The organism is Leucothrix pacifica (assembly GCF_003172875.1).
GTDB lineage: Bacteria > Pseudomonadota > Gammaproteobacteria > Thiotrichales > Thiotrichaceae > Leucothrix > Leucothrix pacifica.
In genome coordinates, this window is the sequence record NZ_QGKM01000095.1 from 1 (window position 1) to 18,523 (window position 18,523).

The window sequence follows — 18,523 nt, forward strand, 5'->3', positions numbered from 1 at the left end:
CGACTTGCATGTGTTAAGCATGCCGCCAGCGTTCAATCTGAGCCAGGATCAAACTCTTCAGTTAAATAGTGTCACGACATAAATGCCGTTAAATCTTTTAAGCTGAAGCTTTAAATCCTAACTTAATACGTATAATCAAAAATTAACGTCCGTTAGGTTCATTGCTTCTTGCAGTCTATTGCAAGCTACAAATCCCCACACAAGTTATTTGGTCTAGATTGTTAATTAGCTGCCAAGATCTCTATCTCAGCGAGGAGGCGTATTCTATACAACCCTCAAATTCTGTCAATCATTTTTTGTGATTTATTTTCGAAGTAAACACTTTAAAAACAACTCACTCAAACAATCCTGAATTAACGAATAAGACCTGTTAATTCAAATGCTTAACAACTGCAGAGCAACATGCTTTGCGTCGTAAGGAGCGGCGCATTATAGACAGATTCCGGAGGCTGTCAACGACTGTTTTGAATTAATTTGAAATTAGTTTGAAAGAAGTAATGAGCGTGATGTTTAGGTTGATGAAACAGCCTACGATTCACCACGCTCGCATGCAGCCATCACGCCGCATTAAATACCAGATATGTGGTCTCGCGTTGACTCAGCGATCTCGATCTCTTCGTTGGTTGGAATGACATAAACGTCAACACCAGATCGTGAACTACTGATCTTCAATTGATTCGCCTCATTTGCACTGACATCAATATCAACCCCCAACCAGGCACAACGTTCACAAATCTTGCGGCGTATCATAGCCGAGTGCTCTCCAATACCTGCTGTGAAAACCAGTACCTCTAAGCCGGAGAGTGAGGAAGCCAACGAACCAATTTCACAAGCTGCTCTATAGGTAAACAGATCTAAAGCCTGTCGTGCCTCAACGGACTTATTAGCCTGAAGCTCCCGGACATCTGAACTAATACCGGAAACACCCAACAAACCGGACTGCCTGTAAAGTATATCCTCAACTTCTTCTAATGACTTGTTGTGGTGCCTTTGCAGATAAAAAACGACCCCCGCATCTATACTGCCGCAGCGACGTCCCATCATAAGGCCATCCAGCGCACTAAACCCCATCGTACTGGCAACACTCTTACGTTCACGCATTGCACATAAACTGGCGCCGTTACCAAGATGAGCCACAATGACCTTACCATTAGCACGTGGACCAGCAACGGTTGGTAACACGTTTGCAATGTATTGATATGACAATCCATGAAAGCCGTATCGAATAACGCCTTCGTCTGTCAGTGCGCGAGGAATTGCGAATTGATGCGCGACCAACGGCTGATCACGATGAAATGCAGTATCAAAACAAACAACTTGTTTTAACTCAGGCCATTCTGAGGATATAGCAGCAATGGCCGCCAGACTATGTGGTTGATGATTCGGGGCGAGTGGTGTGTATTCCTCCAGCTGGCGAATCACTTCGGGTGTGACTAACGCTGGCTCACTAAACACCATTCCACCATGAACAACGCGGTGACCCGCCGCCAGAAGCTCTAATGATTCCACATTATGCAAATAACTCATTAGCCAGTAGCTAAGTGCCTGATGCGAACCCGTCTGGGGTACACACCCAATCTCGTTGAACCACGCTTCATTATCGACCTTTATCTGGAAGCTCGGTGCACCGGAAACAATCTCATCAATCGACCCTTTTGCTAACAGATCACAGTCTTCAGGGCTGTAGAGTACAAACTTAATACTGGATGAGCCGGCATTAAATATCAAAATTGCTTTGTTCATATTAATCTCATGGTTTTTATACATACATTATCATCCATCGATGACACCATGATGAATCCCGCCTCCTGATGACGAATAATCCGACTACCCCTGATAGGGATGATGCTTCATCCAATGTTCTGCAATATCGATACGTCTGGCCACCCAAACACGATCGTGCTGTGTGATGTATTCAAGAAAACGCTTGAGTGCGGCAAAACGACCCGGGCGTCCTGCGAGTCTGCAATGTAAACCTATCGATAACATTTTCGGTTCGGTTTCACCCTCTTCATACAACACGTCAAAGGAGTCTTTCAGGTAACTAAAGAACTGATCACCACTGTTAAATCCTTGCGGTGTTGCGAAACGCATATCATTCGTGTCCAGAGTATAGGGGACAATTAGATGCGGCTGCATTGATCCGGATCTGGTTTTGACCTCTGTCCACAGTGGAAGATCATCCCCGTAATAATCAGAATCGTAGGTAAAGCCGCCCTCTTCAACCAGTAAGCGTCGGGTATTTGGGCTATCACGCCCTGTGTACCATCCCTTCGGTTTGCTGCCGGTTAACGACTCAAGAATCTGAATCGCCTCCCGCATGTGTTCACGCTCCTGCTCTTCCGGCATTTCCTGATAATGAATCCAACGCAACCCATGACAAGCAATCTCATGTCCCTGCTCAATAAATGCCTTGGTTAACTCGGGGTGACGCTGTAACGCCATCGCCACACCAAAAATAGTCAACGGCATATTATGCTGCTCAAACGCTTTCAAAATACGCCACACTCCCGCACGTGAGCCATACTCATAAATCGACTCCATGCTTAAGTGTCTGTCAGGATACGCCTGCGCACCAATAATTTCTGACAAGAACTGCTCAGAACCAGCATCCCCATGCAATACACAATTTTCACCACCTTCCTCGTAGTTCAGCACAAACTGCACCGCAATTCGCGCATTACCCGGCCAATTAGCCTGCGGTGGTTTACCACCATAACCAATCAGATCTCGTGGATAGTCTGTGTTCGGATGATTTGCTTGGCTCATATTCTGTTGCTCCTGTGAGAGAGGAATGATGTTAGCTGTGATTATTACCAGTTGATATTACTCACTTGCAGCGTTAGATTGAATAAAAAGGAGTAATCAATTCATGGGTAAATTAACTACGCACATTTTAGACACGGCACATGGTAAACCAGCGAGCGGTGTTGCTGTCAGACTTTTTAGTATCGGTAGCGAACGCATATTGGTGAAATCAGATACGACTAATGCGGATGGACGTCTGAACTCTCCCTTATTGGACGAGGCAATTATGAGTAGCGGAACCTATGAAATTGAATTTGATATCGGCGAGTACTTTCGCAAATTAAATGTACCGATGGATGATCCGGCCTTTGTCGATGAGGTTGTGTTGCGCTTTGGTATTGCCAATACTGACCAGCACTACCACGTGCCTCTTTTGGCATCTCCCTGGAGTTACTCTACTTATCGGGGTAGTTAATAAAAAACCAGATACACTTTAACACTGGCTTTATTAATCAAACGGATGCCGGGCCAAGCTGATCTGCACGTACCGGAGGACTTAATAACTCCTCCGTGACATCGACATCAACCTGCCGACCTTCCTTGTCATACAGCGGAAGTTCGTCATCATTCCAGCCACGAATGCCAGTTTTCAATGAATATACTTGTGTATATCCCATTAGCTGCAGCGTGTATGCAGCCAGAGCACTGCGATTACCTGAGCGACACACCAACACAACGGGTTTGTCACGTGCCTGTACTAACGCCGGTACAGTATCGGAGTATCCCCAATCACATGCTGACTCCAGTACCCCTCGTGGCACATGAATTGACTCTTTGATCGCTCCGGTCGCAACCTCCTCACTCTCTCGAATATCGACAATCAGTGTCTCTGGCGACTGCGTTAAAAAATCCTCGATATCCCAGGGAAATAGCTCCTGAATTTCCGCTAACTGTTCGGCGATCATCATCTTAAATGTTTTGGCAGCCACTCTTATGCTCCTTTACTGACTATTTTTTCTAGTGAGAGGCCGGCAAGCCTGTTAAAACCTATTGACAGAAGCTTTTTGGCTATGCCTCTGCACGAATCCGTCCTGACACTGAAATGCTTATTGCAGCTTTTGTAATTCCGGAAATTAAATTGGACTATAGCCTGCGACTCAGCCACACGGAATAGTCCCGATGGAGTGTTATGCTAATGCAAGAAAAAGTAACAAGTAATTTATAAAGCTTAAACAACTACTAGCCCTGCACGCGCTGAATTACTCAGGCGCACAGGGGAACTTGTTGCGGCAGGGAAAGCGTATAAGGAGGCGATTCACTATTCACAGTCAAACAGGAATCAGGGTTCTGGCAAGACAACTAAGCGCTATCGAACGCTTGATGTGCTAAAACTGATACATAACCAAACCACTAAGGTAAGGGATTACTGACAAGCTTCTTCTTTGACTTCCATATCACAGGCACTGGTGGCACGATCGGTAATTCCACCAATATCGTCTGCTTCACTCAGCATATCCATTGGCTCAGGGCAACTCGCTTCAATAAACTCTAGTGGTGCCGCCGGACCAGTCCATCCTGCCGGGCGGTCAACAAACTGACGGGCAAATCGTGCACTACAACCGTCACCGTAATAAACCGACATCGAAGCTAAATCAATCGCCTGTAAACCGGATAATACTTCCGGATTGGCACTGATGTATTCCATAATAACGGCCAAGTCTTTTTCATTTTGATGCTGCGGGGGTAATGCAGCGTGTGATATTCCAGCGAAAATGAACAGCATCCATGCGAATAAATGCCGCCCGATACGAGCTAAACTCCCTATCTTCGGACTCATTTTTCCAATCTCCATATTGTTTGTTATCGGGGGCTAACTCCTTATTTATAGCAGTATTTTATGGAATTGGCAGTTTGTTTTTGTTGCTTTTTTAGCTAGTTTGTCTAAATTAAATAGCTGCGATCAGGTACTAACAGAAATGTCTGCAATATTCTCGAATTTAAGAAAAATATTAGTGAACCACTCATACATTAAACTTATTAGAATGTAAAAAAGCTATTCATGCGCTATTTAAAACGACACCCTGATTGTAAACGCTTAAAGAATAAACGCAATAATGCGCCAACTGATGAGCTTAGTGCAAAACGTGCCTGGCGTCGATTTAATAAAAAAGACACTCGAAAATCTTGTTATAAAATACAACAGGGCCTGTGTGCATACACCGAGCTATCTTTAGATGACAGACAACTTGGGAGTCATCTGGAACACATCGCACCACGCAGTCGCTTTCCTGAGCGCACTTTTCTACCCAATAACTTAGTGCTGTCAATACTGGCTGATGATTACTCCGGACACCTGCCGGAAGAACAACGCTTCGCAGGACATTTCAAAAAAAGTAACTATGCAGATGATTGGTTTATCACGCCCTATGATGAGCGCTGCGAAAGGTATTTCGAATACTCCGCAACCACAGGGAAGGTATATCCCAGTCAAGACCTGAATGAAACAGATCAGCGCAAAGCCACCAAAACCATTTTGGCATTGAATCTAAATTGCGAATACTTAGTGGATGCACGCTTAAAACAGCTGTCTGCATTGGAGCAAAAAATCACAACGCTTCTGGCTAATCTGAACATAGACAGCAACCAACCGGATGAACACGCTGAGCGCGCTTTCACTGAGCTCACAGCCACAGTATTAAACCCAACGGACAGGCGACTGCCCGAGTTTTACACCGCCAAACAGCAGCTACTCAAACGCTACCGGTCATTAATGATTAATCACCCTCATTTGCCTGACGAATTCGCTCCAAACGCTCCTGCTCTTCTTTGAAAGCCTCCTGAATCTGGATCATCACCCCATCAACATCCGCGGCCTCTTCACTTTCTTCGTACTCACCGGTCAACACAGTATCCGGCCGGAGTTTGCCATCTTCAAACAGTTGCCAGATTTCTTTACCAAAATTTGTCTCTAATAAATCCGGTGCGAACTGACCAAAGTATTTCGTCATATTGTCAACATCACGCTCCAACATCGCTTTGGCATTATTATTGGCCGACGCATTTACAGCTTGCGGCAGGTCAATAATTACCGGGCCGTACTCATCCAGTAGCACGTTAAACTCAGATAAATCACCATGAACGATACCGGCACATAGCATACGAACCACATCCTGCATCACAAACGCATGATGACCAATCGCCTCAAGGTCTGTCATCATCACATCCCCCAACCGCGGGGCGACATCGCCGTTTTCATCGACAACCAGCTCCATCAGCAAGACACCATCCATGCAGCCGCGAGGTTCTGGCACGCGCACACCCGCATCTGCCAGCTGATATAAAGCGTCTACTTCAGCATTTTGCCAAATCTGTTCTTGTTCTTTGCGACCGAATTTAGAGCCTTTCTCCATCGCACGCTGACGACGACTATTTCGGACTTTGCGTCCTTCGGTATATTGAGCGGCCTTTTTGAAACTGCGTTTAGCCGCTTCTTTATAAACTTTTGCACAACGTAGTTCATCACCACTACGCACAACATAAACGTCTGCCTCTTTACCACTCATCAAGCGGCTAAGCACCTCATCAATCAAGCCATCATCGACGAGGGGCTGGAGTCTCTTAGGAATCTTCATCGCGCCTTTATACCGAATTTAGCGGAGCGATGGAATAAAAAGCAGAATGAATGCAGCAATATCGGTAACTTAACTAAAAATAACCGTCTTATTGCCATCCAGAAATACGCGATGCTGTGTATGCAACTGAACAGCCTTAGCCAAAGCAACAGTTTCAGTATCACGACCTGTTGCGGTCAACTGCTTAGGGCCGTAAGTATGATCAACACGTTGTACAGCCTGATCAATGATCGGGCCTTCATCAAGATCTGCCGTCACATAGTGTGCTGTTGCACCAATCAACTTAACACCACGGTCGAATGCCTGATAATAAGGACGCGCACCTTTGAAGCCGGGTAAGAACGAGTGATGAATATTGATCGCACGGCCTCGCAAAGATGCACATAACTTGTTACTGAGAATCTGCATATAACGCGCAAGTACAACAAGATCCGTCTTAGTCTCATCAATCACTTTCATCAGCTCTTCTTCTTGCTGCGGCTTATTTTCTTTGGTTACCGGCAAATAGATAAAGCGAATACCTTCACGCTCAGCCATCGGGCGAAGATCAAGATGGTTGGATACGATTGCCGTAATCTCAATCGCTAATTCACCCTTACGGTGGCGATACAACAAATCATCCAAACAATGATCGTGCTGACTCACCATGATCAGCGTCTTAACGGGTTGTTTGCTATCGTGAAAACTAAATTTCATATCAAACGACTCAGCCACGTCGCCAAAGCCAGCCTCAATGGAATCAATCGTATGATCCCCTTCAGTAATCTCACACACCGCGCGCATGAAGAAGTGACCGGTCTCCTGATCATCAAACTGAGATAGTTCACTGATGTAACAACCGTGCCCTGCAAGATAAGTCGTCACTTTTGCTATCACACCACTTGTGGCTGGTGAGCTAGCTTTCAATACAAAATGTTGGCTCTGTGGATTGCTCATAGTCATCTTCCGAATGATTTAGCGAAAACAGAATAGTAAACACTAAATCAAATATCGACCAGTGTCTGATGTACGATAAATGCTAATACCGAGAGGGCGTTTTAGTAATAGCTAAAAACTTCATTCGTCGGATAGTCACCTGTATGAAGAAAAGTTTAACTTTTATGGCTTGCCCGATAAGCGCTCTGCTGTATATTCTAAATGTGTCTCTTCTTTAAATCTTATGATAGGAGGTGAACTGCATGAAATAGTAAGACCTGCTCAGCCCAATAATAAATAAATATCTATAAGCCGGCGAAACAAGGGGATATATTATGAATGCTTCAAACATTGCTGTTTTTGTTGATGTTGAAAACCTAACCCACTGGGTCAAGCACAGCGGACCGGATGACTTATTCGAGGATCTGAATAAGAAAGGTTCTGTGATTGTGCGCAAAGCCTATGGTAACTGGTCAAATGCAAGTATCAGTTCGCTACAGGTGAGTCTCGACAAACTTGGCTTCGATTTATCACATAGTTTCCACCCAATCAGCGGAAAGAACTCGGCTGATATTCAATTAACCATCGATGTCGTTGAGTGTGCGATACGCATGCCAGAAATCGACTGCTACGTACTGGCTACAGGCGATTCCGACTTCTCTCCACTGTTTCGCAAGTTGCGTAATATGGGTAAGGAAGTCATCGGCGTTGGCCCCAAATCTCCACTGAGCAAAAGTGTCGCATCCTCTTGCTCACAATATATTTACACCGATACACACACCAGACCTTCACGCGAAACCGGTAGTGGTTACAACCGAGCTGCAGCACTGGCACGTAATACGCTGCGCAACTTAAACGGCTATGCACAATGCCTGGAACTGAAAAAACGCATGCTGGAATTGGACCCCAGCTTTGACGAGAAAAAACATGGCTTTGCCACTTTCCGAAAGTTTTTAGAATACATTCCTGCTATTCATTTGACGCCCATTTCAGGCAGTCGGGAGATGATCGCCTATATCGACCGCAAAAAACCGGCATCAACCGGTAGTACAGATGCAGTGACTAAACATAGCGTCGTACCGAATTGTGGCGCAGAAAAACCGGAATCTAAACCTGCCTTACTGGAAAACAAGGAAAGTACCAGTGATATGTATCAGCGCTTCTTGCGTTCACGACACTGGCACCCTGTCGCCAAGCATCCCTTAATACGTGTCTATCACTCATTAGCAGAGCTGGAACCTCTGAGCCGACACGACATGGAAGATACATTAGTCAAACACCTGAAGGATGAAGTGAGTTGGTCGATCATCCGCAATTGTGTGACGATCTTTATGAAATCAGGACTGTTTACCCTCAGCCTGAAAATCGAGGAAGATGCCCCCGAAAGCAAGTTATGGAAGCTGGAAAAAAGAGATAACTACCTCAGAGATATCGACTTTTCCCTACTTACCCGATTACTCGCCAGTATCGAAGAGAACTGTCAGATCATCGACTGCGACGACATTCATAGCCTGCTGTATGGACACTACACCGATAATCAGCTGGAACGCATGATCTCGGATGCGAGTACAAAACTGACCACCCCGAGCGGTTAAAACGATAATTTTAGCCCCTAGCGGTATCTAAACGTTGTAAACTAGGTGGCCGGAGCCATTAGGCTCCCCACCTAATAGGAATTACCTCGTGAGCCAGACCGCTTTTTCATCATTATCGCTGCATCCTGAACTATTGGAGAACTTAAAGTCTCTGAACTATCAGGAGATGACCCCTATTCAAGCGTTGAGTTTGCCGGATATTCTGGCTGGCAAAGACGTGATAGGACAGGGTAAAACTGGTTCCGGTAAGACCGCAGCGTTTGGTCTGGGGATACTTAACAGCCTTGAAGTAAAACGTTTCCGCATACAGGCACTGGTAATGTGCCCTACCCGGGAATTAGCCGATCAGGTCGCCAAAGAAATCCGCTCACTCGGTCGGGCAATTCACAATATCAAAGTGCTCACATTATGCGGTGGAATGCCGTTCGGCCCGCAAGCAGGCTCGCTGGAACATGGCGCGCACATTATTATCGGTACACCCGGACGAATTGATGATCACCTGCGTCGTGGTACGCTGGCCTTAGATCATGTTCATACGCTGGTGTTAGACGAAGCGGATCGTATGCTGGAAATGGGCTTTCAGGATACCATCGACGCCATTATCGAAAAGACACCGCGTCAACGCCAGACGCTATTATTCAGCGCCACGTTCCCCAAGCAAATCAAGCGGATTGCCAATGCGATTATGGTTGATCCGGTGTTGGTAAAAGCACCGGCATTACACGATAACAGTGTGATTACGCAGCACTTCTACACCATTACTGAGCCGTACCGCCTCACCGCACTACGCCTGATACTACAACATTTTCGTCCAGAGTCAGCCGTGGTGTTTTGTAACACTAAACGGGAAACTCAGGATGTTGCAGATGCCCTAATGCAAAACGGCTTTAGTGCGCTGGCACTGCATGGTGACCTTGAACAGCGTGACAGAGACAAGACACTGGTACGATTTGCCAATAAAAGCGTCTCTATTTTGGTTGCAACCGACGTGGCCGCACGTGGATTGGATATTGACGGCATCGACATGGTGATTAACTACCATATCGCTCACGACCCTGAAGTCCACTTGCATCGCATCGGTAGAACAGGGCGTGCAGGCAGTAAAGGCATCGCCTGCTCACTTTACGCAGAATCAGAAGCACACCGTGTTGCTCTGCTGGACGGCGATATTGACCCTATCAATGATACGGAAGAACTCCCGCCTGTCAGCTTGCTGGATCAATCCCCTGTGCAACCTGTCATGAGTACCATTCTGATTGATGGTGGTAAAAAGCAAAAAATTCGTCCGGGTGATGTTCTGGGCGCATTGACCGGTGAAAAAGGAATCGCTGGTAATCAAGTGGGTAAGATTCATATTTTTGATAACTGGGCTTATGTTGCCGTGAATAATGACGCTATCCGGCCAGCACTAAGAAAGTTGAGTGCAGGAAAATTAAAAGGACGTACCTTTCGTGCCAGACAAGTACGAAACTAAGATCCGGGGAACTGTATGTTTGTCTACGTTTTAAAAATCTGCGGATTACCGCGTGATGGTGATGCGCTAAAGCTATTCGAAACCACGCTTGGAACGCCACCACGCGACACCAATAACCCTTTGCAAATTGGCGATGAGATTACCGTAGCCAATCCACATCGCAACGGTGAATTATTTTTTGAAGACGAGTTAAAGGCACTGGGTCAGTCTTTCACGGCTTTATCGCGAGCCGGAATACAGTTTGAGGTATTGCGCAAACGCTATAACGGCGAATATAAACTCGTCGCTGACTACACCGCTTTCCTCAAAGCCGGTCGAAAAGAGTGGCGCGATGAAAAACTAAGAGTGGATGCGGCAAGTGAATCGTTAGAATCATTTCTCTGTCAGGAAGCCAGCTCAGAGGATATGGAAGTACTGCGCCCGCTGTTTCCGGCTGATGTGAATAAACTGCTGCGAGACACCGAAACAGGTGTGATGAAAGGCTCTGAAATGCTTCAGACCGTTTTCCCTTCGATCAAGGGAGCAGACGCCCGACGCATCTTTTATCAAATGCAGCTGCTGTTTGAGCGTCGCTCAGGCAAGTGGAAAAACCGCCTCGGCTGCGCCTGGGTATCCATCTACTTCATTATGGCAGTATTGATTGGCTTCGCCATCTACGACTGGCTGACGGAAACCATCGACCTGCACGGATTAATCGCCGCACCACTGGCCTTTGTATTAGGATTGGTTCCGTTTCTCAGCTCTATACTGGCCTACATCTCTGCAACATCGTTGTGGGAGTGGAATGGCATCGGCGCCTTCGTAGTCTTTTTCTGGTACTACTTCCCCATCGTTATTCTGATTGTGATGTTGCTGGCCGCTGCTTTTCGCGGTGACGCAAAACGGACCTGGGAAGGGTTTATGGGCAAAAATAAACTTGAAGATGGCAAAGGGCCTGACAAAGACGACGATTAGTCCTCAATGCTTAAGGGAGCAATTACATGGCAGATATCGAATTTTCAGCTGAAGAAAAATCAGTCATTGTTGATAAAATCCAACGCTACTTCGATGAAGAGTTAGGGCAGGAAATCGGTGGCTTTGACGCTGAGTTTCTGTTGGATTTTTTCTCCCACGAGGTCGGTGCCTATTACTATAATCAAGGCCTGAACGACGCCAAAGGCTTGATCGAAGAGCGTCTCACCAGCCTGACAGACGCCATCTACGAAATAGAAAAACCGACCACTTTTGCGCGCTAAACCAAACCAATGAGTTTTTTAAACGGCCTGACGATCCTGCTGATTTATCAATTGGTTGGGGAGGTCACTGTGTTATACCTTGAGCTCGCAGTCCCCGGCCCTGTGATGGGAATGATTCTGTTGTTCGTAACCTTATTAATTCGTCACAAAACACCTGAGTCACTCGATACAGCCGCCAGCACACTCCTCAGTCACTTATCACTCCTGTTCATACCGGCAGGCGTTGGAATGATGGTGCACTTCGAGCGCATCGGGAATGAATGGCTACCGATCAGCATTGCTATTATCCTCAGCGCTGTCATTACCTTTGTGGCGACGGCTTTAATTATGTTGGGTTGTAACCGTTTGCTCGGCAAATCAGGTGGTCACGATGCCCACTGAAACCAGTGATCTATCAACAATTTGGGTCTACCTAGCGGCCTCACCCCTAGTCGGATTGACCATCACAATGGTAGCCTACAGCCTCGCGTATCGTTTATATGTGTGGGCGAATCACTCTCCGTTACTTAACCCGGTCGCCACTTCCGTAATCACCCTGATTGCTTTTTTAATGCTGACCGATACCAGCTATGAAGCTTATTTTGAAGGCGGTCAGTTCGTACACTTCCTGTTAGGACCTGCTACCGTCGCACTGGCAATTCCCCTATACCAACAGTTTTCTAAACTGAAAAAAGTCTGGCTGCCCGTCACTATTGCCATACTCAGTGGCGTGACGATCGGCGCATTAAGCTCGGTTTACATTGCGCGCTTATTCGGCGCCAGCTTGCAGACACAACTATCACTGGCACCCAAATCAGTAACCGCTCCGGTCGCCATGGGGATTTCAGAAAAAATTGGCGGCCTCCCTTCCCTCACTGCCGTTCTGGTGGTTATTACAGGCATTTTAGGGGCAACTTTTGGCACCAAAATTCTGGCGCTACTGGGCATAAACGATGACAGCATTAAAGGCATTGCCATGGGAGTCACTGCACATGGTATAGGAACAGCGCGCGCCTTTCATGTCAGCGCAGAAATGGGCGCATTTTCAGGCTTAGCAATGGCCTTGTCTGCCTTTACAACCGCAGTGATATTGCCTTGGTTGATTACTGTTTTGGGCTTGTAATTCCCAGACTTAACAATTAGATTAAAAGTGTACCAAAGCACTCCCTAAACCAATAAAACCACTTAAATAAGGGCTAAGCATGAGTCACTCAAAATCCACAGACAACACCCTGCAGTTTGTTCTGGATGGCCAGATTATTAGCCTGAACAATATCGGCCCGACCACCACCGCACTCAACTACCTGCGGGAAACCCTGCGACGTACCGGCAGTAAAGAAGGCTGTGCTGAGGGCGACTGCGGCGCTTGTACTGTGGTCATCGGCGAATTGCATAATGGACGCATCCGGCTGCGCGCGGTGAATGCCTGTATTCAGTTTTTAGCCACCCTTCACGGTAAAGCTCTTTTCACTATAGAATCCCTGAAACAGGCCTCTCCTAACAAGCATTTACATCCTGCCCAGCAAGCGATGATTAATACACACGGCTCTCAATGTGGCTTCTGCACACCCGGTTTTGTGATGTCGTTATTTGCATTGTATAAAGGCAATACCTCGCCAAGTCGTAAAGAAATTCACGATCATCTGAGTGGTAATTTATGTCGCTGCACCGGCTACAAGCCGATCGTTCAGGCAGCTCAAGACATGTATCAACTAAATGCTAACGATGCCTGGTTTACCTTGCCAGGTGTGTGCGATGACATTAGTGAACAAGAACAGCAGCTGATTGAACAATTACAATCGATAACCCCGAGCAAGTCACTACAACTGCAGTCAATCTCACCGATTGATGGACAGATTAAAACCTACTCAGCACCCAATACGACCGAGCAACTTGCTGATTTATCGCTGGAAAATCCGGAGGCCACTTTACTAGCCGGCGGCACAGATGTCGGGCTGTGGGTGACCAAACAACATCGCATTCTGAATCATGTGATTTACCTTGGAAGTATCAGCGAACTACAGCAGATCAAAGAAACAGCAGATGGCCTGACGATAGGTGCAGGTGTGACATTGACTGATGCATTTAAAAGACTTAACCAGCATTACCCAACACTTAGCGAATTATGGCGACGATTCAGCTCAGTTCAGGTGCGTAATGCCGGCACGTTAGGGGGCAATATTGCCAATGGCTCCCCCATCGGTGACTCGATGCCGGTATTAATTACATTAGGCACTCACCTGTCCTTGCGCAAAGGCAAGCAGCGCAGAGACATAGCATTGGACAAGTTCTATCTGGATTATCAAAAGAAGGACTTGGCCAAGGGTGAGTTTGTTGAGCTGATACACATTCCAAAGCCAACTGAAAACCAACAGGTGCGCTCTTATAAACTATCCAAACGTTTTGATCAGGACATCTCAGCAGTGTGCGCGGCCTTTAGCCTGAAGCTATCTGCTGACAAGGTTGCGGATATAAATATTGCCTACGGTGGAATGGCTGCAACTCCTAAACAAGCGCATCACACGATGACTGCGCTGCAAGGCGAGGTTTGGAATGAAGCAACGGTTCGTAAAGCCATGCAACTGATGCAGCAGGACTATCAACCTCTGAGTGATATGCGCGCCAGTGCGGAATATCGCCTGATGACAGCGGAGAATTTGTTGTATCGCTTTTATCTGGATACGCAGCAATCGGTTGAGGATGATGCTAACAACAGCATTTCGGGCGATGCGACGGGCAATGCAACGAGGAATAAAACCGCGCTGAATGTCTTTGATTACATTCAGGAGGCACGCTCATGAGTTCCCAGACTGAACAAACAAAGCACGTAACTAGCCCAACATCGGCATCGGCATCGGCATCGGCATCGGCATCGGCATCGGCATCGGCATCGGCAAGTATCGATAAAAGCGCACCTGCACCAAAGGGAATTTCAACGCCTCATGAATCCGCAACCCTTCACGTCGCTGGTGAAGCCACCTATATCGACGACATTCCGGAACTAGCCGGTACGCTATATGCCGCACTAGGCTTAAGTGAGCGCGCCCATGCTGATATCAGCAATATCGATTTAAGCGAGGTCGAGGCTTTTCCGGGCGTAGTTGCGGTGATTCAGGCAGCGGATATCCCCGGCGATAATCAATGCGGCCCCATTATAAAAGACGACCCGATTCTGGCTGATGGTACCGTGCAGTATGTGGGTCAGCCGATCTTTATCGTGGTCGCTGACAGCATTGATATCGCACGCAAAGCCAGTCGCAAAGCGAACATTGATTATCAGGATTTAACCGCAAATATCACCACAGCTGACGCCCGAGCTGCGGATGAAAAAGTCATCCCTCCCATGCATCTCAGCCGAGGTGAAGCAGCACAAGCACTGGAAAACGCCCCTCACCGCTTAAGCGCCTCGTTTAGCGTTGGCGGGCAAGACCACTTCTATCTTGAAGGCCAAATAAGCTACGCACTGCCCACCGAAGACGGCGGCATCTATTTGCACTGCTCGACCCAACATCCCACCGAAATGCAGCACCTTGTCTCACATGCATTGAACATTCCGGACAATCAGGTCACGGTAGAAATACGCCGCATGGGCGGTGGCTTTGGTGGTAAAGAATCACAGTCCGCCTTGTTTGCCTGCGCTGCCTCGATAGCTGCGCATAAGTTGAATCGTCCGGTAAAACTACGCCTCGACCGCGACGATGACATGATGATTACCGGTAAGCGCCACGGTTTTGATTATCACTATGAGGTCGGTTTTGATGATTACGGCAAGTTGCTGGCATTCAAATTAGACATGACACTACAAGCCGGATTCTCCGCGGACTTAAGTGGCCCGGTGGCTGCCCGCGCCATTACCCACTCGGATAATGCTTACTATCTGGAACATACCGATATTGCAGCCTACTGCGCGCGCACCAATACCCAATCCAATACCGCATTTCGTGGCTTTGGTGGCCCGCAAGGCATCATCGCCATAGAACACGCCATTGACAGTGTCGCGCGTCAATTGGGGCGCGAACCCGCAGACATCCGCGCGGCTAATTTCTACGGCACACCGGACTCCGACCCAACCATTCGCACCACGCCTTATGGTCAGGTGATTGTCGATAATGTCATGCCGAGCTTATTTGACGACATACTCAAGTCCTCTGACTATGCGGCGCGTCGTGCGGCTATCCGTGAATTTAACCAATCCAGTCCGGTGCTAAAACGCGGCATCGCGGCAACGCCGGTCAAATTCGGCATCTCGTTTAATGTCCCGCACTTCAACCAAGCCGGCGCTTTGGTACACATCTATACCGACGGCTCGGTGCTGGTCAATCACGGCGGCACAGAAATGGGACAGGGCCTGCACAGCAAAATTGAGCGCGCGGTCGCTGATGAACTCGGCATCCACATCAAACACGTTCGCAGCACCGCAACCAACACCAGCAAAGTCCCGAACACCTCCGCGACAGCAGCATCCAGCGGCACCGACCTCAACGGCAAAGCGGCTCAGGATGCAGCGCGCCAGATTCGCCAAAAAATCACCGCGTTTTTAGCCGAGCGTGATGGCGTAACGGTAGACAGCATCCATTTTGCTGATGATACGGTCACCTCAAGCGAAGCGAACTACCGCTTCCCTGATATTATTCGCCAAGCCTATGAAGCACGCGTGCAACTCTGGTCTGACGGCTTTTACTCCACACCAAAAATACATTGGGATGCCAGCACACTCACCGGCAGCCCGTTTTATTATTTTGCCTATGGCGCAGCCGTCTCCGAAGTCATTATCGACACATTAACCGGCGAGATGAAGCTATTACAAGCGGATATCCTGCATGATGTCGGCAACTCTATAAATCCTGCAATAGACCGCGGGCAGATTGAAGGCGCTTATATTCAGGGTGTCGGCTGGCTGACTAGTGAAGAGCTGTGTTGGAATGAACAAGGTAAACTGACTACTCACGCACCATCAACGTATAAAATTCCGGCAGTGAATGATTATCCGACAAAGTTTCACGTGGAACTCTTCAATAACCAGAATGTTGAAGACAGTATACGGCGCTCAAAAGCGGTTGGTGAGCCGCCACTGGTACTGGGTATGTCGGCGTTTTTTGCGATCAGGGATGCGATTGGGAATGCAGGTAGTGATGCTGCTGACAAGACGGAAGGATTGGCTCGTCAGCCGGAGTTAAATGCACCGGCTACGCCTGAGAATATCTTAAGAGCAGTTTGGGAATTTACCTAATCGACATTTTTTGAAATTTATTTTGAAAAATATTGAATTTATTCTTCAGGTGGCGAAATCATTTTACTAATTTCTTAGCTACGCCCTGAAACTTTCTTATCAATCCACAATGGGCTTCGGCGCATAGGCAAGACCGCAACAATGTAAGCAACTGCGTCAGTCACCTCATAATAAATAGCATAAGGAAAACGCTTGGATGGCATGCGATACAAGCCGGAATATCGCTGATGCACACCAGCGTAGAGCTTCAACGACTCAATATCGGATATAAGGCTATCCCAAAAATAATCACCAATACCCTTTTCTTGTTGTTCGTAAAAGTGCCTGCCATCCTCCATATCACGGGCGGCTTCTTCCAAAACCACAATATCTTCGATGATCACGATTTTCTGTACGCTTTCAGTGCATCCAAAGAAATGAAGTTGGCTGTGCCGCTTTCTATTTTAGCTCTGCGCTCAGCTAAAACATCAGCGTGCCAGTCTGGTGAGTTCAGTTCAACATTGTCATTTATCAGCGAGCTCCACAAAGACTCCATCGCTTGAAGCCTTTCCAGAACTGTCATGTTTTTAATTTTTGTAATTTCCATTCTGACCTCTTTATCCAAAGTACTGAACTCAGTATGACCTAAGGACTCGCTGCATAGCAATATTCTACTACGACTGGGTAGCCTTCATTGACAAGCTACTCCCCACCCAACTGAATATCAATCACCGCCTTCAGCCCACCATCCGTCTTTTCAACATCCACCGATGAAATCTGCGTATTACTACCCGACAGCATCAAATTAATACCATCTGCAATCTTGGTTTTACGCACCACGCTACGGGTATAACGCTTCAGTTCTTTGGTATTGATCGGGCGCTCGTTTTCGATATTCAGGCCAGTCGTGCCGCTGACCTCTTTCATAATGCCTTCAGCTTCTTCTTCCTTGATATACGCCTTGGACATTTCCTTCAGCTCACCCATCGACAAGTTCTCAGCCGCTGCCATGCTTTCCTGAACTTTGTGGCCAAACTCCACCGCATCCGCCGGAGATTCGACTTTGCTGGACACCGCTTTTAAGAACTCGCCCGCCGCTTTAGCACTGGCTCTTGGCGTACCGGCAGGCACCGCATTAAGGAAAGTTTCCAACCAATACTTAGTCTTTTTACTCAGCGAATCAATCACATGAACGGTTTGGCCACCGGATAAAATCAACGCGCCCTTTTGTACCTTATCCAATGAAATACCAATGCGCTCCACCAAACTCAGCGAACCATCAGTCTCTTCGATATCAAGGTAATCACTGCGGCCTTCAATCTTGAAACAGCCCAACGCCTTCTCCGAGCCTTCAGTCGATAACACGCCATCAAACAGAATCGTAATAAACTCACCACCCACAATATTAGGATGTGTAGACGCCGTGTACAGGTGCTTGGCGATGTTCTCAGTGGACTCCTTAAAACTGTCCGTATCCTGAAAAATCTTGCTGGCATAGTGATGAACGGTATTCAGCGCCAAATCGGATTCGTGATGCAACTCATAAACCTGCGCATCATCCACCATCGGCTCCAGATAGCTTTTGATCAACAAAGCATCCAGCGTGGGCGTGCGCTCAGCTTCTTTAGGCGAGAATGTGTAACCCTCTTCGCGGGCTTTATTGCCGATGCTATGGACAATGACTTTGCTGACACTGGCGGTGCTGAGATCGATCATATTGGGTTCCTGGGCTGGCT

19 protein-coding genes and 1 rRNA gene are annotated in these 18,523 nt (G+C 47.3%); 10 read left to right on the forward strand and 10 right to left on the reverse strand.

The annotated features are described in order from the left end of the window. From DKW60_RS21515 to puuE, 3 genes are all read right to left on the reverse strand, one after another. Positions 1–64: ribosomal RNA gene (locus DKW60_RS21515) — 16S ribosomal RNA — on the reverse strand; the annotation flags it as partial. A gap of 503 nt (positions 65–567) precedes the next feature. Continuing rightward, positions 568–1,743, reverse strand: a complete 1,176-nt coding sequence (locus DKW60_RS21520; RefSeq protein WP_109839757.1) for an acetate/propionate family kinase — start codon at positions 1,741–1,743, stop codon at positions 568–570. Between the two features lie 84 nt (positions 1,744–1,827). Next, positions 1,828–2,769, reverse strand: coding sequence for an allantoinase PuuE (gene puuE, locus DKW60_RS21525; protein WP_109839725.1), 942 nt, complete (start codon positions 2,767–2,769; stop codon positions 1,828–1,830). A gap of 103 nt (positions 2,770–2,872) precedes the next feature. Here puuE and uraH point away from each other — a divergent pair, with 103 nt between their 5' ends. Then, positions 2,873–3,223, forward strand: a complete 351-nt coding sequence (uraH, locus tag DKW60_RS21530) for a hydroxyisourate hydrolase (protein ID WP_109839726.1) — start codon at positions 2,873–2,875, stop codon at positions 3,221–3,223. Between the two features lie 37 nt (positions 3,224–3,260). Here uraH and DKW60_RS21535 read toward each other — a convergent pair whose 3' ends face one another. Together DKW60_RS21535 and DKW60_RS23855 are read right to left on the reverse strand one after the other, a co-directional pair. Further along, complete coding sequence (locus DKW60_RS21535; protein WP_245929759.1) at positions 3,261–3,737, reverse strand: rhodanese-like domain-containing protein; 477 nt, start codon at positions 3,735–3,737, stop codon at positions 3,261–3,263. 434 nt (positions 3,738–4,171) lie between these two features. Next, the gene (locus tag DKW60_RS23855; protein ID WP_181389843.1) at positions 4,172–4,585 is read right to left on the reverse strand and encodes a ssr3402 family protein; all 414 of its coding nucleotides are present in this window, start codon (positions 4,583–4,585) and stop codon (positions 4,172–4,174) included. 222 nt (positions 4,586–4,807) lie between these two features. Between DKW60_RS23855 and DKW60_RS21545 the strand changes: the two genes are divergently transcribed. Beyond that, positions 4,808–5,578 carry a retron system putative HNH endonuclease gene (locus DKW60_RS21545; protein WP_109839727.1) on the forward strand — a complete coding sequence of 257 codons (771 nt, stop codon included), beginning with the start codon at positions 4,808–4,810 and terminating at the stop codon, positions 5,576–5,578. On the opposite strand, the gene DKW60_RS21550 is transcribed toward DKW60_RS21545, so the two are convergent. Both DKW60_RS21550 and purU read right to left on the reverse strand, forming a co-directional pair. Next, positions 5,523–6,380: a PA4780 family RIO1-like protein kinase gene (locus tag DKW60_RS21550; RefSeq protein ID WP_109839728.1), complete on the reverse strand. Its 858-nt coding sequence runs from the start codon at positions 6,378–6,380 to the stop codon at positions 5,523–5,525. The genes DKW60_RS21545 and DKW60_RS21550 overlap by 56 nt on opposite strands. Positions 6,381–6,449: 69 nt before the next feature. Continuing rightward, entirely contained in the window at positions 6,450–7,316 is an 867-nt protein-coding gene (gene purU, locus DKW60_RS21555; RefSeq protein ID WP_109839729.1) for a formyltetrahydrofolate deformylase, read from the reverse strand. A gap of 314 nt (positions 7,317–7,630) precedes the next feature. On the opposite strand from purU, the gene DKW60_RS21560 reads away from it, so the two are divergent. The 8 genes from DKW60_RS21560 (at position 7,631) to xdhB (ending at position 16,808) form a co-directional block, all read left to right on the forward strand. After that, on the forward strand, positions 7,631–8,890 hold the full coding sequence (locus DKW60_RS21560; protein WP_109839730.1) for an NYN domain-containing protein: 1,260 nt from the start codon (positions 7,631–7,633) through the stop codon (positions 8,888–8,890). An 88-nt stretch (positions 8,891–8,978) separates the two neighbouring features. After that, positions 8,979–10,364: an ATP-dependent RNA helicase DbpA gene (gene dbpA, locus DKW60_RS21565; protein WP_109839731.1), complete on the forward strand. Its 1,386-nt coding sequence runs from the start codon at positions 8,979–8,981 to the stop codon at positions 10,362–10,364. A 15-nt stretch (positions 10,365–10,379) separates the two neighbouring features. Beyond that, positions 10,380–11,318 (forward strand): hypothetical protein, encoded by a 939-nt coding sequence (locus tag DKW60_RS21570; RefSeq protein ID WP_109839732.1) that lies wholly within the window; start codon positions 10,380–10,382, stop codon positions 11,316–11,318. 26 nt (positions 11,319–11,344) lie between these two features. Then, on the forward strand, positions 11,345–11,599 hold the full coding sequence (locus tag DKW60_RS21575; protein WP_109839733.1) for a DUF2164 domain-containing protein: 255 nt from the start codon (positions 11,345–11,347) through the stop codon (positions 11,597–11,599). 9 nt (positions 11,600–11,608) lie between these two features. Then, positions 11,609–11,980 carry a CidA/LrgA family protein gene (locus DKW60_RS21580; protein WP_109839734.1) on the forward strand — a complete coding sequence of 124 codons (372 nt, stop codon included), beginning with the start codon at positions 11,609–11,611 and terminating at the stop codon, positions 11,978–11,980. Then, positions 11,970–12,701, forward strand: coding sequence for an LrgB family protein (locus DKW60_RS21585; protein WP_109839735.1), 732 nt, complete (start codon positions 11,970–11,972; stop codon positions 12,699–12,701). The genes DKW60_RS21580 and DKW60_RS21585 overlap by 11 nt, the downstream gene beginning before the upstream one ends. 79 nt (positions 12,702–12,780) lie before the next feature. Beyond that, complete coding sequence (xdhA, locus tag DKW60_RS21590; protein ID WP_109839736.1) at positions 12,781–14,379, forward strand: xanthine dehydrogenase small subunit; 1,599 nt, start codon at positions 12,781–12,783, stop codon at positions 14,377–14,379. Then, positions 14,376–16,808 (forward strand): xanthine dehydrogenase molybdopterin binding subunit, encoded by a 2,433-nt coding sequence (xdhB, locus tag DKW60_RS21595; RefSeq protein ID WP_109839737.1) that lies wholly within the window; start codon positions 14,376–14,378, stop codon positions 16,806–16,808. Before xdhA ends, xdhB begins: the two co-directional genes overlap by 4 nt. Before the next feature lie 74 nt (positions 16,809–16,882). Here xdhB and DKW60_RS21600 read toward each other — a convergent pair whose 3' ends face one another. The 3 genes from DKW60_RS21600 to DKW60_RS21610 all read right to left on the reverse strand — a co-directional run bounded on the left by DKW60_RS21600 (position 16,883) and on the right by DKW60_RS21610 (position 18,503). Next, positions 16,883–17,191: a type II toxin-antitoxin system RelE/ParE family toxin gene (locus DKW60_RS21600; protein ID WP_219988866.1), complete on the reverse strand. Its 309-nt coding sequence runs from the start codon at positions 17,189–17,191 to the stop codon at positions 16,883–16,885. Beyond that, positions 17,188–17,394: an addiction module protein gene (locus DKW60_RS21605; protein ID WP_109839738.1), complete on the reverse strand. Its 207-nt coding sequence runs from the start codon at positions 17,392–17,394 to the stop codon at positions 17,188–17,190. The genes DKW60_RS21600 and DKW60_RS21605 overlap by 4 nt, the downstream gene beginning before the upstream one ends. Positions 17,395–17,489: 95 nt before the next feature. Beyond that, entirely contained in the window at positions 17,490–18,503 is a 1,014-nt protein-coding gene (locus DKW60_RS21610) for a nucleoid-associated protein (RefSeq protein WP_109839739.1), read from the reverse strand. Between the last annotated feature and the right edge of the window lie 20 nt (positions 18,504–18,523).

Coding starts and splice junctions, on each gene's coding strand:
- DKW60_RS21520 (WP_109839757.1), bottom strand. CDS start 1,743: ATGAACAAAGCAATTTTGATATTTAATGCCGGCTCATCCAGTATTAAG.
- puuE (WP_109839725.1), bottom strand. CDS start 2,769: ATGAGCCAAGCAAATCATCCGAACACAGACTATCCACGAGATCTGATT.
- uraH (WP_109839726.1), top strand. CDS start 2,873: ATGGGTAAATTAACTACGCACATTTTAGACACGGCACATGGTAAACCA.
- DKW60_RS23855 (WP_181389843.1), bottom strand. CDS start 4,585: ATGAGTCCGAAGATAGGGAGTTTAGCTCGTATCGGGCGGCATTTATTC.
- DKW60_RS21545 (WP_109839727.1), top strand. CDS start 4,808: ATGCGCTATTTAAAACGACACCCTGATTGTAAACGCTTAAAGAATAAA.
- DKW60_RS21550 (WP_109839728.1), bottom strand. CDS start 6,380: ATGAAGATTCCTAAGAGACTCCAGCCCCTCGTCGATGATGGCTTGATT.
- purU (WP_109839729.1), bottom strand. CDS start 7,316: ATGAGCAATCCACAGAGCCAACATTTTGTATTGAAAGCTAGCTCACCA.
- DKW60_RS21560 (WP_109839730.1), top strand. CDS start 7,631: ATGAATGCTTCAAACATTGCTGTTTTTGTTGATGTTGAAAACCTAACC.
- DKW60_RS21570 (WP_109839732.1), top strand. CDS start 10,380: ATGTTTGTCTACGTTTTAAAAATCTGCGGATTACCGCGTGATGGTGAT.
- DKW60_RS21575 (WP_109839733.1), top strand. CDS start 11,345: ATGGCAGATATCGAATTTTCAGCTGAAGAAAAATCAGTCATTGTTGAT.
- DKW60_RS21580 (WP_109839734.1), top strand. CDS start 11,609: ATGAGTTTTTTAAACGGCCTGACGATCCTGCTGATTTATCAATTGGTT.
- DKW60_RS21585 (WP_109839735.1), top strand. CDS start 11,970: ATGCCCACTGAAACCAGTGATCTATCAACAATTTGGGTCTACCTAGCG.
- xdhA (WP_109839736.1), top strand. CDS start 12,781: ATGAGTCACTCAAAATCCACAGACAACACCCTGCAGTTTGTTCTGGAT.
- xdhB (WP_109839737.1), top strand. CDS start 14,376: ATGAGTTCCCAGACTGAACAAACAAAGCACGTAACTAGCCCAACATCG.
- DKW60_RS21605 (WP_109839738.1), bottom strand. CDS start 17,394: ATGGAAATTACAAAAATTAAAAACATGACAGTTCTGGAAAGGCTTCAA.
- DKW60_RS21610 (WP_109839739.1), bottom strand. CDS start 18,503: ATGATCGATCTCAGCACCGCCAGTGTCAGCAAAGTCATTGTCCATAGC.